Annotated in this window: 13 protein-coding genes; all 13 read left to right on the top strand. The window is 30.2% G+C overall.

The features are described from left to right. Positions 1–45 precede the first annotated feature (45 nt). The 13 genes from FBF20_RS06540 to mnmC all read left to right on the top strand — a co-directional run bounded on the left by FBF20_RS06540 (position 46) and on the right by mnmC (position 15,397). Positions 46–1,014, top strand: coding sequence for an RluA family pseudouridine synthase (locus FBF20_RS06540; RefSeq protein WP_002858282.1), 969 nt, complete (start codon positions 46–48; stop codon positions 1,012–1,014). After that, positions 959–2,194: a fibronectin type III domain-containing protein gene (locus FBF20_RS06535; RefSeq protein WP_010891920.1), complete on the top strand. Its 1,236-nt coding sequence runs from the start codon at positions 959–961 to the stop codon at positions 2,192–2,194. Before FBF20_RS06540 ends, FBF20_RS06535 begins: the two co-directional genes overlap by 56 nt. Then, complete coding sequence (gene trmB, locus FBF20_RS06530; RefSeq protein ID WP_002858203.1) at positions 2,194–3,372, top strand: tRNA (guanosine(46)-N7)-methyltransferase TrmB; 1,179 nt, start codon at positions 2,194–2,196, stop codon at positions 3,370–3,372. Before FBF20_RS06535 ends, trmB begins: the two co-directional genes overlap by 1 nt. Before the next feature lie 69 nt (positions 3,373–3,441). Then, positions 3,442–4,107, top strand: coding sequence for an ABC transporter ATP-binding protein (locus FBF20_RS06525; RefSeq protein ID WP_002853534.1), 666 nt, complete (start codon positions 3,442–3,444; stop codon positions 4,105–4,107). Further along, positions 4,094–4,900, top strand: coding sequence for an FtsX-like permease family protein (locus tag FBF20_RS06520; protein WP_002853622.1), 807 nt, complete (start codon positions 4,094–4,096; stop codon positions 4,898–4,900). Before FBF20_RS06525 ends, FBF20_RS06520 begins: the two co-directional genes overlap by 14 nt. Beyond that, positions 4,897–6,090, top strand: coding sequence for a M23 family metallopeptidase (locus FBF20_RS06515; protein ID WP_002853860.1), 1,194 nt, complete (start codon positions 4,897–4,899; stop codon positions 6,088–6,090). Before FBF20_RS06520 ends, FBF20_RS06515 begins: the two co-directional genes overlap by 4 nt. Before the next feature lie 51 nt (positions 6,091–6,141). Then, complete coding sequence (pyrH, locus tag FBF20_RS06510; RefSeq protein WP_002858454.1) at positions 6,142–6,861, top strand: UMP kinase; 720 nt, start codon at positions 6,142–6,144, stop codon at positions 6,859–6,861. Between the two features lie 10 nt (positions 6,862–6,871). Beyond that, the gene (locus FBF20_RS06505; protein WP_002853464.1) at positions 6,872–7,096 is read left to right on the top strand and encodes a DNA-directed RNA polymerase subunit omega; all 225 of its coding nucleotides are present in this window, start codon (positions 6,872–6,874) and stop codon (positions 7,094–7,096) included. After that, positions 7,080–9,275, top strand: a complete 2,196-nt coding sequence (locus tag FBF20_RS06500) for a bifunctional (p)ppGpp synthetase/guanosine-3',5'-bis(diphosphate) 3'-pyrophosphohydrolase (RefSeq protein ID WP_002858057.1) — start codon at positions 7,080–7,082, stop codon at positions 9,273–9,275. The genes FBF20_RS06505 and FBF20_RS06500 overlap by 17 nt, the downstream gene beginning before the upstream one ends. An 11-nt stretch (positions 9,276–9,286) precedes the next feature. Beyond that, positions 9,287–10,492: a tyrosine--tRNA ligase gene (gene tyrS / locus FBF20_RS06495; RefSeq protein ID WP_002858315.1), complete on the top strand. Its 1,206-nt coding sequence runs from the start codon at positions 9,287–9,289 to the stop codon at positions 10,490–10,492. After that, a complete protein-coding gene (locus FBF20_RS06490; protein ID WP_002857924.1) occupies positions 10,489–11,580 on the top strand; it encodes a nitronate monooxygenase family protein in 1,092 nt (363 codons plus the stop codon). The genes tyrS and FBF20_RS06490 overlap by 4 nt, the downstream gene beginning before the upstream one ends. After that, on the top strand, positions 11,580–13,559 hold the full coding sequence (locus FBF20_RS06485; protein WP_002858145.1) for an N-acetylmuramoyl-L-alanine amidase: 1,980 nt from the start codon (positions 11,580–11,582) through the stop codon (positions 13,557–13,559). The genes FBF20_RS06490 and FBF20_RS06485 overlap by 1 nt, the downstream gene beginning before the upstream one ends. Beyond that, positions 13,556–15,397 carry a bifunctional tRNA (5-methylaminomethyl-2-thiouridine)(34)-methyltransferase MnmD/FAD-dependent 5-carboxymethylaminomethyl-2-thiouridine(34) oxidoreductase MnmC gene (gene mnmC, locus FBF20_RS06480; protein WP_002853221.1) on the top strand — a complete coding sequence of 614 codons (1,842 nt, stop codon included), beginning with the start codon at positions 13,556–13,558 and terminating at the stop codon, positions 15,395–15,397. Before FBF20_RS06485 ends, mnmC begins: the two co-directional genes overlap by 4 nt. Positions 15,398–15,468 lie beyond the last annotated feature (71 nt).

Below are 15,468 nucleotides of genomic sequence, written 5' to 3'. Positions count from 1 at the left end.
ATTATAAACTAAAATTTTAAATTTATCAAAACCTCTAAGGAAAAAATGCAAACTTTTTTAGTAGATGAAAATTCAAGGCTTGATGTATTTTTGGCTAAAAAATTAAACCAAAGTCGCAATCAAGTTGCTTTACTTATAGAAAAAGATTGTGTACAGGTTAATGATAAAATTCAAGATAAAAATTCATTTAAGCTTAAAAATGGTGATATTATTTCTATTGCAAGTTTAAAGCTTTGCAATGAGATAAAACCTCAGTTTGAAGTGGATTTTGATATTGATGTGTTATACGAAGATGAAGACTTGCTTGTTTTAAATAAACCTTCAAATTTAGTCGTTCATGGAGCAAGTAGCGTTAAAAATGCCACTTTGGTGGATTGGTTAATAGAAAAAAAATATACTTTATCAAATTTAGGAGGAGAGATAAGAGCTGGTCTTGTCCATAGATTAGATAAAGATACAAGCGGAGCTATACTAATAGCGAAAAATAATTTCACCCATCAAAAATTAAGTGAACAGCTTGCAGATAAAAGCATGGGAAGAATTTACCTTGCGTTAATTGATTTGCCACTAAAAGAAGATAAAATTATAGTAGAAAAATTTTTAATGCGTTCGCCTTCTAATGCTATTAAAAAAATAGCCATAGATAAGGAAAATAAATTCAGTAAAAACGCAAAATCAGCTTTTATAAATGTAGTAAAAACTGAAAATTTAACTTTGATGGCTGCTAAGCTTTTTACAGGAAGAACTCATCAAATTAGAGCGCATTTGGCTAGTTTAAATCGCTATATTTTAGGTGATAGTTTGTATGGTTATAAGGGTAAGTATGATTGTAGGATAATGTTACATGCTTATTTTTTGTATTTTATCCATCCAAAAACCAAAGAACAAATTTTTGTTAAAGCACCTTTGATGGAAGATTTTAAAAATATTATGTTTGAACAAATTAATTTAGGAGAGAATGATGAAAAGATTTCGCTTGAGTTTTTACTTGAGTTTTTTAACTCTTTTGCTTAGCGCTTGTAGTGTTTCGCAAATGAATTCGCTAGCTTCAAGTAAAGAGCCTGCTGTAAATGAAAGCTTGCCAAAGGTTGAAAGTTTAAAAAGTCTTAGTGATATGAGTAATATTGCTTTTGAATGGGAGCCTTTATATAATGAAAATATTAAAGGATTTTATTTGTATCGTTCTAGTGATGAAAATCCTGATTTTAAACTTGTAGGCACTATTAAAGATAAGTTTCAAACTCATTATGTAGATACTAAATTAGAGCCTGGTACTAAGTATCGTTATATGATGAAAAGCTTTAATGAGCAAGGACAAATTTCAGAAGATGGCAAGGTTATAGAAGTGAGCACAGCTCCAAGACTTGAAGCTGTTCCTTTTGTTCAAGCTGTGACTAATTTGCCTAATCGTATTAAACTTATTTGGCGTCCGCATCCTGATTTTAGGGTTGATTCTTATATTATTGAAAGAACCAAAGGTGATGATAAAGAATTTAAAAAAATTGCAGAAGTAAAAAATCGTTTAAACGCTGAATACATCGATAGTGATTTAAAGCCTAATGAAAATTCAAGTTATAGAATTATTGCTGTGAGTTTTAATGGGATAAAGAGTGGGTCAAGTCAAGTTGTAAGTTCTACAAGCAAGGCTTTACCTCCTCAAGTTGAGCATTTAAGTGCTAGCACAGATGGTTCTAGTAAAATCATTTTAACTTGGGATGCTCCTACGTATGAAGATTTTTCTTATTATAAAGTTTATTCTACGAGCTCAAGCTTCCTTCCTTTTAGTGTTTTGGCAAAGACTGATAAAAATTCTTATGAGGATATAGTAGAAGGAGCAGGTAAAAGCAAGTATTATAAAGTAACAATGGTGGATAAAGATGGTCTTGAAAGTCCTATGCCAAAAGATGGTGTAGAAGGTAAAACTTTAGGCAACCCTTTGGCTCCTAGTATTATTTTGGCTCAAAGTACAAGCGAAGGGATAAATTTAGAATGGAGTGATAATGATACTAGAGCTGTTGAGTATGAAGTAAGACGCTATGGCGGGGAGCAAAATGCAGTTTTTAAAGGCATTAAAGAAAAGCGATTAAAAGATGTAAAAGCTTTGCCAGGGGTGGAATATAGTTATGAAGTTATTGCTATTGATTCAGCCGGGCTTCGTTCAGAACCTTCAAGCAAAGTTAAGGCGGCTCAGTAGTGCCAAATTTTAAAAGTAAAAAGATCAAAGAAATAAATCTGCCTTATAGTAAGGATGATGTTGAATTTCTTTGGCTTGCTAAGAATGATAATGTTAGTCTTATTTATACAAAGGTTCAAGAAGAGAGTTTTTTTCTGCAGATTAAAAAAGCACAAAATGGTTTTGTGATTAAAGGCGATAAACATACAAAACCTTCTAAAATAGGTTATTTGCAAAAGGCTTTAAAAATCTTTAAAGAAGGTTTTTGTGAGGATATTATCAATGAAGCTTTTGGACTTAAAAATAATGCTTTAATTGAAAAAACACCATTTATCGTTGATAATTTTGATGAGCTTTTATCTAGACTTCAAGGTAAAATTTATATAGAAATAGGCTTTGGATCAGGAAGACATTTGCTTTATCAAGCAAAAGAAAATCCAAATGTTTTAATTTTAGGGGTGGAAATTTACAACCCAGCTTTAACTCAAGTGGCTAAACTTGCTAAAGCACAAAATGTAAATAATATTTTGCTAATCCAAAGTGATGCGAGATTGTTATTGAGTGTATTAAAATCAAAATCAGTTGAAAAGATTTTTTTACATTTCCCTGTTCCTTGGGATAAAAAGCCTCATAGGCGAGTTATTGGGAAAGATTTTTGCAAAGAATGTGCTAGGGTTTTAGTTCAAAATGGTCGTTTTGAGCTTAGAACAGATAGTTTTGAGTATTTTAATTTTACTTTAGAGCAATTTTTGACTTTTCCTGCTCCAAAATTTAGCCTTAGAAAAAATGAAAATTTAGAAATTTCAAGCAAATATGAAGATAGATGGAAAAAGCAAGAAAAAAATATATATGATCTTTGGGTGTGGAATTTTAACCAAGAGTGTAAAAACTATGAGTTAAATGAATTTAATCTCTCATCGGTTGAATTTTCTAAAGAGGATTTGAAAAAAATAGAGCAGAACTTTAAAAATATTACTATAAAAAAAGATGATTTTTTCTTGCATTTTGAAAGCATCTATAAACAAGATGAGAATTTGCTTTTAAAGGTTGCTTTTGGAGCTTTTAATAAGCCTGAACATTGTTATTTGCATCTTGATAAAACGATTGATTTTGCTTTTAAAGAGCCATTTAAAATTCAAGAAAATATTAAAGCGATAAATGAATTAAAAGAAATTTTAAAAGTTCAGTTTAAAATATAATTTTTCTTGAAAATTAAGCAAAAATAAAGCATAATTTAAAAATTTAAAAAGGGAAATTAAGGAAAAAGGATGCCTAATTTAATCCAAGCAAATAAACTTACTTTAGGTTATGATGAACTAGTTATTAAAGAAGCGAGTTTTGCTTTTAAGGATGATGATTTTGTTTTTATTACGGGTAAAAGTGGGAGTGGTAAGAGTACGCTTTTAAAGTCTTTTTATGGAGATTTAGAACCTATTTCTGGTAAACTTGAAGTATGTGGATCTTTGATGAATAAAATTGGAAATTTAGAACTTTTAAAATTACGTCAAAGAATAGGGATTATTTTTCAAGATTATAAACTTGTACAAGAATATAGTGTTGAAAAAAATGTTATGTTGCCTTTAATGATTAAAGGTTATAGCAAAAAAGTATGCCATGATCAAGCTACTAAGCTTTTAAAGCATGTAAATTTAACTTTTAAAGCAGATAAATTGCCTAATCAACTTAGCGGTGGTGAGCAACAACGCGTCGCTATGGCTAGGGCTTTAGCTCATAATCCAAAGCTTTTGCTTTGCGATGAGCCAACGGGAAATTTGGACGAGTATTCTTCTGATATTATATGGACTCTTTTAAAGTCTGCTAGAGAGCTTTTAGGAACTTGTGTTATAGTGGTAACACATAGAATTCCTAGTAATTTAAGAGTGGATTATCGTCGTTTTAATATAGAAAATGGAAAAATGAATGAAATTTTTTAAAACACATTTATCTTTAATTTTACCTTTACTTTTTATGATGTTTGCTTTTGAATTTATTTTGATTACAAATGCAACTTTGAAGCATTATGAAGAACTTGTTAATAAAGATTATAATATTATAGTTGTCAGCAAAACTGAACTTGATCAGAATGTAGTAAAAACAAAAGTACCATTTTTTGCTGGACTTGAATCTTTAGATCCTAAGGATTTAATTGATCGTTTGAAAAATGATGTTTCTGAAAAGAATTTGAAAGTTTTAAAAGATTCTCTGCCAAAATTTTATACTTTAAAATTAAATTCTTTACCCGATCAAAATGAACTAAATTCGATTAAAAATCAACTTTTAAATATTGTAGGTGTTAGTAAGGTTGAAACTTTTTCCAAAACCCATGATAAGATATACTCTTTGCTTATTTTGATGAAATTTGTTTTTTGGTTATTTTTGTTTATCATTATTTTACTTGCCTTTGTTTTGTTTTTAAAACAGATGAGAATTTGGCTTTATGAACATACCGATCGTATTGAAATTATGTGTTTATTTGGAGCTCCGTTTTGGTTTAGATCTTTTATGCTTTATAAGGTGGTTGTGGTTGATTGTTTTATTGCTTTTGTTATTTTACTTGCCTTTTTTACCCAAATTTTTGATCTTTCTATTATCCAAGAAAGTTTAAAGGCTGTAGATATTATTTTTCCACCTATTAATTTTATTTTACATTTGACTTTAATTTTTTTAGCTACTTTGTTTATTTGCTTGTTGTGTGTAAATACGGTTATGTTTAAGGTTAAAAGATGAGAAAAAATATTCTTATCTTTTTTTGTTTTTTTTTGTTTGTTGATATAAGTTTAGCAAACGCTATAAATGAAAAAACAAAAAGTTTAGAAGAAAATAAACGCATACAAGAACAGTTAAATAAAAAACTTGAAGATTTGGCTAGCGATATTTTAAATGGTGAAAAAAGTTTGAAAGATCTAAGTTTGCAAATTGAAAGCTTAAATTCACAAACTTCTAAGCTTGAAGCAAGTGCTAAGGCTCAAAATCAAGAGTTAAACACCCTTACAAGCCAAAATGAAGATTTGCTTAAAAGTAAATCAAATATGGAAGGTAAGCTTATATCTTTAATGGCTAAAGATTTTGCTTATGATTTACCTATCCCTCAAGGCTATATTGAAAGTGAAGAAAGTTTTATGGCTTTTGAAATTTTAGGAAGTTTAAACAAAGTTTTAAATGAAGAAATTTTTAAAATTTCTAAAGATTATGAGGGAGTAAGCAGGCTTATTGATGATAAACAAGCTCAGATTAAGAAAATCAATGAAAGTCTTAAGGATTACAACGCTCAATTAGCCAAGCTTCAAAGTTTAAAACAAAAACAAATTAGCGAAATTAATAAACAAAAAACAGATCGAGCTATATATGCAAAAAAACTCGATGATTTACAAGCTCAGCAAGAAGAGCTTAGAAAAACATTAAATCAATTAAAAATTATTAATGATAAAGAAGATGCAAATTCAAACAAAAATGATACTAAAATAGTAAAAAATAATCAAAAAATAAGACAATTAGGTTCAAGCTATCAAGGAAGTTCAGTCAAGCGTTACACAGGAAAAAAAACCATAGCTCCATTGGATTCTTTTACTGTGAAGCAAAAATTTGGAAATTATGTTGATCCTGTTTACAATCTTAAAATTTTTAACGAGAATGTAGTTTTAAGAAGCAATAAAAGCGATGCAGTTGTTAAAAATGTGCTAGATGGAAAAATAGTTTTTGCTAAAGATACTAGTATGCTAGCTCGAGTTGTTATTGTTGAACATGATAATGGCATACATACAATATACGCACATTTAGATAAGATTGCTCCTAATATTAAAGTTGGTAAGAATATTAAAAAAGGTGCCGTAGTGGGTAGAATAAAAAATGATCTTACTTTTGAAGTAACTCAAAAAAATTTTCATATCAATCCTTTGGAACTCATTAGCTTAAATTAGCTAAATTTAATGGAATTTAAAATATAATTTCAAGTTAAATAAGGAGAAATAATGCAAGAGAGAAAAAGAGTTTTAGTAAAATTTTCAGGAGAGGCTTTAGCAGGTGAAAATGGCTTTGGTATAGAAAATTCTATTTTAAAATTCATAGCTTCAGAGATTAAAGAACTTATAAAAAATCAAATAGAAGTAGGCATAGTTATAGGCGGTGGTAATATTATTCGCGGAGTAAGTGCTGCTAAGGGCGGATTGATTAAAAGGACAAGTGGAGATCATATGGGGATGCTTGCTACGGTTATCAATGCTATTGCTATACAAGAAGCTTTGGAAAGCTCTGGACTTGAAGTTAGGGTTCAAAGCGCCATTCAGATGGAAGCATTTTGTGAAACTTATATTATGAGAAGAGCGCAAAGACACTTAGAAAAGGGTCGTGTTGTGGTTTTTGCTGCAGGTACTGGAAACCCTTATTTTACTACGGATACAACAGCTATTTTAAGAGCTGTGGAAATTGATGCAGATATGGTAATAAAAGCTACAAAAGTTAATGGAGTTTATGATAAAGATCCAAAACAATTTGATGATGCAGTATTTTTAAATACTTTGAGTTATGATGAGGCTATGCAAGATAATATTAAAGTGATGGATGATACAGCTATAGCTTTAGCTAAAGATAACAAACTTCCTATTGTGGTTTGTAATATGTTTGAAGAGGGTAATTTACTTAAAATCATACAAGGTGATACTAGCCTTTGTTCAACCGTTAAAAATAATTAAGGAGAAAATTATGGATAAAAGAATAGAAGAAGTAGCGGCAAAAGCTTTGGAAAAAATGGGTAATGATAGATATCGCCTTTCTTTAGTGGTAGCAAAAAGAGCGGAACAATTGGCAAATGGAGCAACCCCTTTGGTAGACTTTGATAAAAATAAAAATAAACTTGCAGATATAGCTTTATATGAAATTGCAGAAAATAAAATCACTTTAGAGGGTTTAGTTGAAACCAATCGATGAAGAATTATTGCTTGAACAATTAATCGATAATGTAAAAAATTGTAAAGATTTAGAAGCTGCTAAGGCTTTGCTTTTCGAAATTTGTGGCCATGATGCCATTCTTGAAAAAGCGGTAGATTACTGTATATTTTGCCATGAAGGGCAGTTTAGAAAAAGTGGAGAGCCTTATGCGGTACATCCTATTTTAGTAGCAACACTGGTTGGATTTTTAAGTGAAAATAAAAGCAATATTTTAGCTGCTTTATTGCATGATGTGATTGAAGATACAAACTGCACTGAAGAAGAACTTAGAGAGCAGTTTGGTTCTGAGGTTTTAAAACTTGTTTTAGGACTTACTAAAATTATAGAAATTAGAGAAGATAATCTCATTTCATCAAAATCTAAAAAAAGTTTAACTAAATCAGCCTTGACTTTCAGAAATATGCTTTTAGCAAGTATTGAAGATGTTGGGGTTTTGATTGTGAAGTTATGCGATAGGCTGCATAATATGCTTACTCTTGATATTCTAAGAGAAGATAAGCAAAAAAGAATCAGCGAAGAAACTTTAGTTGTATATGCCCCAATAGCCCATAGACTTGGTATTTCAAGCATAAAAAATTATTTGGAAGATCTTAGTTTTAAATATCTTATGCCAGATGAGTATAAGCTTATTGACAATTATATCAATTCCAATAATCAAGAAATGCAATTAGGTTTAAATGAATTTATTTCCAAAATCGAACTTTTATTTTTGAGTAATGGCTTTAGACAAGGTAGTTTTGAAATTCAAAAACGCATTAAACATAGCTATTCTATTTATCTTAAAATGCAAAGAAAAGGCATTGGTATTGAAGAAGTTCTTGATTTGCTTGGGGTAAGAATTTTGGTTGAAAAAGTAAGTGATTGTTACTTAGCTTTGGGAATTTTACATACACATTTTAATCCCTTGGTTTCGCGTTTTAAGGATTATATAGCCTTGCCTAAACAAAATGGTTATCAAACTATACATACCACACTTTTTGATGCTAAAAGTATTATAGAGGCACAAATTCGAACTTTTGATATGCATAAAATTGCGGAATTTGGTATAGCAGCGCATTGGAAATATAAAGAAGATGGCAGCGTGGTTGCGCCTCGTCTTGATTGGCTTACAGATATTTCAATGCAAAGTATAAACAATCTTGAAAATGCAGAAGATTATAATGCTATTGAGCTTTATGAATATGCTAAAGATAGTCTTTATGTTGAAGATGTCGCAGTTTATTCTCCTAAGGGAGAAATTTTCACTTTGCCTCGTGGTGCAACGGTTCTTGATTTTGCTTATGAAGTGCATACCAAAGTAGGGCTTCATGCAAAAAGTGCTTATGTAAATCGTATTAAAGTACCTTTGTTAACCGAGCTTAAAAATGGCGATATTGTGCGAGTGGTTACTAGCAATGATAAATTTTATCGCTGTTCTTGGATAGATAGTGTTAAAACAGGAAAAGCAAAAGCAAGTATAAGGGAATTTTGCAAGCAAAAAATCAGAGAGATTAATCTAGCAAGTTCTATTAATATGTTAAGTTTTATTTTTGGAGTTGATAAAAACAGAATTGAAACTTGGATAGAAAAAGAAAATTTAGTCAGACGTATTAGACAAGTAGCAACAGATAGTGCTTATTTGAAAGATATAGTTAATGGTCTTAAAAAATACGCCAAGAAGTCATATTGGTTTGATAAATATGAGATTAAAGAGCAAAAAATAGGAAATTTTACTCTATATTGTAACCATAAAATCGCTAATGTGGATTTTGATTTTTGCTGCCATCCAAAAAGAGGTGATGCTGTTTTAGCTTTTGTTAAAGGTGGTAACGCTATTGTCCATCATAAGCTTTGCGATAGAGCTGATAAAATGATAGATAATAATCAAGATATGGTATTTATAAAATGGGATTCTAACATCCCTAAATCTTATAAATTGATTTTTTCTTTGGAAAATAAAAAAGGTGTTTTAGCGGAATTTTTGGCATTTTTAGCTAAAATGCAGATAAATTTATTAACAATTAATTTATCAAGTGATTTAAATTCGGCGGTAGATTATTTTGAGATTACAATGGAAATTCCTGATAATATCAATCCAGATAGTGTCAAGGATAGGTTAAAATCTCGTTGTAAAATTTTAGATTTTACATCTTTAAATGATGCTTATAAAGAAAGTTAAAAAGGTTTATTATGGATATAAAAAAAATATTAGCAGAAGTTAAGCGTGGTTGTGCAGAGCTTATTGATGAAGAAAGAATAGAAAATTTAATTAAAAATTATTATGAAAAGGGTGAAAATTTCTTTATAAAGGCAGGGTTTGATCCTACAGCGCCTGATTTACATTTAGGCCATAGCGTGGTTTTAACAAAAATGGCTTTTTTGCAAAAACATGGAGCTATTGTGCAGTTTTTGATTGGAGATTTTACAGGACAAATTGGCGATCCAAGTGGAAAAAGTGCAACGCGTAAAAAGCTGGATAAAGAGCAAGTTTTAATCAATGCTAAAACTTATAAAACGCAGGTTTTTAAGGTTTTGGATAAAGAAAAAACACAGATTAAGTTTAATTCTACTTGGCTTAATGAACTTGGAGCCGCGGGTATAGTAGAGCTTACTTCAACTTTTAGTGTAGCTAGAATGCTTGAGCGTGACGATTTTACCAAGAGATTTAAAGAGCAAAGTCCTATTTCGATTTGCGAGTTTTTGTATCCTTTACTTCAAGGATATGATAGTGTGGCTTTAAAAAGCGATATTGAAATGGGTGGAACGGATCAAAAATTTAATCTTTTGATGGGAAGACAGCTTCAAAGAGTTTATAACATAGGAAAAGAACAAGCTGTGATTATGATGCCTTTACTCGAAGGTTTAGACGGTGTAAACAAAATGAGTAAGAGTTTAAATAATTACATTGGTGTTACAGAAAAAGCTAATGATATGTATGCTAAAATTTTAAGTATTAGTGATGAATTGATGTTTAGATATTATGAACTTTTAAGTCAAAAAAGTCTAGAAGAAATTGCGCAAATAAAAAAAGATATAGAACAAGGCAATTTACATCCTAAAAAAGCTAAAGAAAATTTAGCTTTAGAGATTACAGAGCGTTTTCACTCCAAAGAAGAGGCTAATAATGCTAAGTCTGAATTTGATAGAATTCATTCTCAAAATGCTTTGCCAAGTGATATGGCTGAGTTTGAAATACAAGGAAAAATTTGGCTTGCTAAGGCTTTGGTTGAATGTGGTTTGGAAAGTTCTACTTCTGCGGCAAGAAGAAGCATCAGTGCTAATGCAGTAAGTGTAAATTCTCAAAAAGTTAGCGACGAGCAAATGTATTTAGAACAAGGAGAATACATCTTACAAATAGGTAAAAGAAAATTTGCAAAATTAAAGGTAAAAGAATGAATTTACAACCCTTACAAATAGGAAAACATACTATAAAATATCCCATTTTTCAAGGAGGAATGGGACTAGGCATAAGCTGGGATAGATTAGCTTCTGCAGTTTCTTTAAATGGTGGACTTGGGATTATTTCTTCTGTGGGAACAGGATATTATGAAGAAAGAAAGTATGCAAGTAAAGAATTAAACGCTAAGCCTTATGGAAGTGAAAATTTTTACTCACGCAAGGGTTTGCAAGCTTTGATTAATAATGCAAGAAAAGTTTGTGGCGATGCACCTTTGGGGTGTAATATCTTATGTGCAAGTAATGATTATGCAAGAATAGCACGCGATGCTTGTGAGGTTGGTTTTAATGTGATTGTTTCAGGCGCTGGACTTCCTACAAATTTACCTGAATTTACTGCAGATTTTCCTGATGTGGCTTTAGTGCCTATCATTTCATCTGCAAAGGCTTTAAAAATTATTTGCAAAAGATGGCAAAGCCGTTACAATCGCTTACCTGATGCAGTGGTTTTAGAAGGGCCAAAAAGTGGAGGTCATCAAGGTTTTACTTATGAGCAGTGCTTAGATCCGAATTATCAGCTAGAAAAATTAATCGCTCCTGTGGTAGAAGAGGCTAAAAATTGGGGGTCTTTTCCCGTGATTGCTGCAGGTGGAATTTGGGATAAAAAAGATATAGAAAATGCTATTTCTTTAGGGGCTAGTGGTGTTCAAATGGGAACGCGTTTCATAGGAACTTTTGAATGTGATGCGAGTGAAGAGTTTAAAAGCGTTTTGCTAGCTTCTAAAGAAGAAGATATAGAGCTTATTAAATCTCCTGTGGGCTATCCTGCTCGTGGAGTTAGAACCAATCTTTTAAATTTGGTAGATAAAAGAATGGGTCCAAAGATTAATTGTATAAGCAATTGTGTAGCGCCTTGTGGACGTGGAAAAGAGGCGACTAAAGTAGGGTATTGTATAGCAGATAGGCTTTTTGATGCGTGGTCAGGCAAAAAAGAAACAGGACTTTTCTTTACAGGTGCAAATGGATATCGTTTAGATAAGCTTATCAGTGTTAAAGAACTTATGGAAAAATTGGTTAATGGTGAATAATGGCTAAAATTTTTGTATTTTTAGTATTTGTTTTCACAACTCTTTTTGGAGTTTATGAAAATGAACTTGCAAATTTTGATAAAAATTTTATCGGTTCTAAAAGTGAAGTGCAAGTAAAATTTCACCATCAGCTCAAAAGCCTTTATATACAAAGTGTTATTAATGAAGATGAAAAAACTAAAATTGAAATTTTAAAAAGATTGATTATCAGTTCAAATACTTTAAATTTAGATGACAAGTCATATGCTAATGAGTTAAAAGAAAGTGGTATAAGTGAAACAAGTATTAATGCTTTAAGAAAGGCTGTTATTAAAGATATTAAGGTTCAAAATATTTCTCAAGACACTGAAAAATCAACTTTTGAACCTATAAAAACAGTTCAAAAAAATGAAAAAAAATCATCTAACGAACAAATAAAAAATACAGAAAAAACAAATTCTAAAACTTCGCAAGCACCAAAGAGCAGTATCGTTTCTAAAGCAAAAAGCGATGATAAAATTTATGTTTTAAAGTCAAGTAAAACAAACCAAGGTGTAGAGTTTGAACTAAATGCAGATTTGGATAAGGATCAATTAAAAAGTTTTGCTTTAGACGAAAAAGGAAACTATCGTTTTATTAGTGATTTTGATGGGGTTTTAGAAGGGGGTAAAAAAGAGTTTAAATTTGATGACTATCGTTTAGTGATTTCACAATTTAATCCCAAAACCATACGCATAGTGGTTTATGCTAAAGAAAAAATTCCTATTGATATATCTTTTAAAGAAGAAAAAATAATTTTTTCAAAAGAAACTACTAGCCAAAAAAAGACTGAGCAAGTTAGTAAAATTTCAGAGAAAAAGCAAGATCAAAAAACAGAAATTAAAACCAAAGTTTTAGAAACAAAAAAACAAGATAAAAAAACCAATAATGAAAAAGAAAATCAAGAACCTTTATATGTTTTAGATGTGGATAAAATTTCTAATGCTGTGGTGTTAAATTTAAGCGATGATTTAGATGAAAAAGAAATAGCAGTATTTGATACCAAAGATCAAAAATTCCGATATGTTGTAAGTTTTAAGGGTGTGTTAGAAGGTAATAGAAAAAGCTTTACTTTTGGACAAAATGTGATTACAGTTACTCAATACAATCCAAAAACCGTTCGTGTGGTTTTGAGTGCTCCTAAAGAATTTAAACTTTTAAAGGAGTTGGATAATAATAATCTCACTTTAGGTTTTTATATACAAACTACAAATCAAAATGCAAACAAAAAAGCAACTCAAAGTTCTAGTAAAACTTTAAATACAAATTACAAATCAGGAAAGCTTGTGGTTATCGATGCGGGGCATGGTGGAAAAGATAGCGGTGCTTTAAGTGATAAAAAAGGAAGTTTAAAAGAAAAAGATATAGTTTTAAGTACGGCTTTAAAACTTGGAAATGAACTTAAAAAACGCGGTTATAAAGTGCTTTATACTAGAAGTTCGGATAAATTTATCAATCTTCGTGATAGAACCAAATATGCCAATGATAAAAGAGCGGATTTGTTTATTTCTATACATGCTAACGCAGCACCAAATGCCACAAAAGCCAAAAGTAGCGAAGGCGTGGAAACTTTCTTTTTAAGTCCTGCAAGAAGTGAAAGAAGTAAAAAGGCAGCAGAAAAAGAAAATCAAGGGGATTTTGAAGAGATTAATTATTTCTCAAAACAAAGTATTTTAAATTTCTTAAATCGTGAAAAAATCGTTGCTTCAAATAAACTAGCCATTGATGTACAAAAAAATATACTCACTCAAACACGCAAAAAGTATAAAATTGTAGATGGCGGTGTAAGAGAAGCACCTTTTTGGGTTTTAGTAGGTGCGCAAATGCCTGCAATTTTGATTGAAATTGGCTATATTACACATCCAAATGAAGGCAAAAGAATCGCCAATAAAGCTTTTCAAGATTTATTGGTTAAGGGTATTGCTGATGGAGTTGAGAGTTATTTTTATAACAACCGATGAAAAAAGCTAAGCTAATTTTTAAGGATAATACTCCTTTTTCTTTGGATTTTGATGATTTTTATTTTAATTTCAAAGATGGCTTAAATGAAAGCAAATTTGTTTACACTCATTCTTTTGAATGGAAAAATCAAGAAAATTTTATTATCGCAGAGAGTGGTTTTGGCATAGGTTTAAATTTTTTTCTTACTTTGAAACGCTTTTTAGAAACTACCCCTTCTAAGCGTCCTAAAAAACTTTTTTATATTAGCGTAGAAGCTTTTTATATCGAAAAAGAACAATTAAGAGAAATTTATCAAAAACTAGAATTTTATGAAGAGTTTAAAGAGCTTTTAGAACAATTTTTAAAATTTTATCCTAAGGCTAAAGAAGGAATTTATCGTTTTTATTTTGAAGATTGTTTTTTAGATCTTGTTTTTGAAGATATAGCTGTTTTAAAAGAATTGGATTTTAAAGCTGATGTTTGGTATTTAGATGGATTTTCTCCAAATAAAAACTCGCAAATGTTTGATGAAAATTTAATCTTTGAAGTGGCAAGGCTTTCTAAAAAAAATACACAAATTTGCACCTTTTCTTCGGCAAGTTTTTTGCAAAAAAATTTAAAAAAATATGGCTTTAGAGTAGAAAAAACCAAAGGTTTTAGAAAAAGAGAAATGATTAAAGCTTATTTGGAAAATGAGCTTGAGTTTAAAGACAAAGAAGCGTATTTTTCAAGAACATTTTCATCTTTAAAAAATAAAAAAGTAGCTATTATTGGTGCAGGTATATCAAGTGCTGTTTTAGCTTATGAGCTTAGTTTAAGAGGTTTTGAAATAGATATTTTTGAAAAACATTTAGAATTAGGCAAGGGTGCAAGTGGAAATGAAAGTGGAATTTTAAGCTCTTTAATCTTAAAGCCTAAGGTAAATTTAGGGGAGTTTTCAGAGCTTTCTTTTATAGAGGCAAGTCGTTTTTATAGACAAATTTTAGATTTAGAATTTAAGGGTGTGGTGGAGTTTGCACATAATGATTTAATGCAAGAAAGATTTGACACGCAAAGAGAAAATGTTTTGTTTAAAATTTCAAAAAATCAAGCTTTTTTAGAAGAGGGTGGAGTGATTTTTCCAAAAAAATTGGTTAAAAATCTTTTTGAAAAAAGCAAAGCTTGTATATATTTTAATCATGAATTTCAAGCTTATAAATTTGAAAATGGGTGTTTTAGTTTAAAATTTAAAAATGATGTTGTTAAAAGTGATTATGCGGTTTTGATTTATGCTATGGGTGCAGATGCAAAAGACTTTGTTTTTTATGATGAGATGAAATTAAGCAAAGTAAGAGGTCAAGTTACACATCTAAAACCTTTTTTAGATACCCCATTTCCTTTATCTTCTAAGGCTTATATTTGCCCTGTAAAAGACGATTTGCAAGTAATTGGTGCAAGTTATGATAGGCTTAATGCAAGTTTAGAATCAAAAGAAGAAGATGATAAACAAAATATAGAAAATATAGCCGATTTTATGGATAAAAATACAAAATTAGAAATCATAGGTTCTAAAGTAGGTTTTAGATCTTATTCGAGTGATCGCTTTATGATAGTTGGAAATGCTTATGATGAAGCGTTTTATAAAGAAGAATATAAAGCTTTATTATGGACAAAAAATAAGGAGCAAAAACCAGCTAAAATGTCTTGTAATTTGTATTTTAATTTTGCTCATGGGTCAAGGGGTTTTAGTACAAGTGTTTTAGCGGCAAGGTATTTGTGTGCATTGATAAATAATGAACCCTTGTGTTTAGAAAAAAAATACATCCACGCTATTCATCCTGCAAGATTTTTGATTCGCAAACTTAAAAAAGGCTTATGATTAAGCTTTAATTAAGAGTGATGCTAATATTTACTTATGAGAGTAAGTTTTTAACTTTATTTTAACTTTCT

This window comes from Campylobacter sp. CFSAN093259 (assembly GCF_012889985.1).
GTDB classification, from domain to species: domain Bacteria; phylum Campylobacterota; class Campylobacteria; order Campylobacterales; family Campylobacteraceae; genus Campylobacter_D; species Campylobacter_D jejuni.
This window is presented reverse-complemented; position numbering and strand designations above follow the sequence as displayed.

Coding starts and splice junctions, on each gene's coding strand:
- FBF20_RS06540 (WP_002858282.1), top strand. CDS start 46: ATGCAAACTTTTTTAGTAGATGAAAATTCAAGGCTTGATGTATTTTTG.
- FBF20_RS06535 (WP_010891920.1), top strand. CDS start 959: ATGATGAAAAGATTTCGCTTGAGTTTTTACTTGAGTTTTTTAACTCTT.
- FBF20_RS06525 (WP_002853534.1), top strand. CDS start 3,442: ATGCCTAATTTAATCCAAGCAAATAAACTTACTTTAGGTTATGATGAA.
- FBF20_RS06520 (WP_002853622.1), top strand. CDS start 4,094: ATGAAATTTTTTAAAACACATTTATCTTTAATTTTACCTTTACTTTTT.
- FBF20_RS06515 (WP_002853860.1), top strand. CDS start 4,897: ATGAGAAAAAATATTCTTATCTTTTTTTGTTTTTTTTTGTTTGTTGAT.
- pyrH (WP_002858454.1), top strand. CDS start 6,142: ATGCAAGAGAGAAAAAGAGTTTTAGTAAAATTTTCAGGAGAGGCTTTA.
- FBF20_RS06505 (WP_002853464.1), top strand. CDS start 6,872: ATGGATAAAAGAATAGAAGAAGTAGCGGCAAAAGCTTTGGAAAAAATG.
- tyrS (WP_002858315.1), top strand. CDS start 9,287: ATGGATATAAAAAAAATATTAGCAGAAGTTAAGCGTGGTTGTGCAGAG.
- FBF20_RS06490 (WP_002857924.1), top strand. CDS start 10,489: ATGAATTTACAACCCTTACAAATAGGAAAACATACTATAAAATATCCC.
- FBF20_RS06485 (WP_002858145.1), top strand. CDS start 11,580: ATGGCTAAAATTTTTGTATTTTTAGTATTTGTTTTCACAACTCTTTTT.
- mnmC (WP_002853221.1), top strand. CDS start 13,556: ATGAAAAAAGCTAAGCTAATTTTTAAGGATAATACTCCTTTTTCTTTG.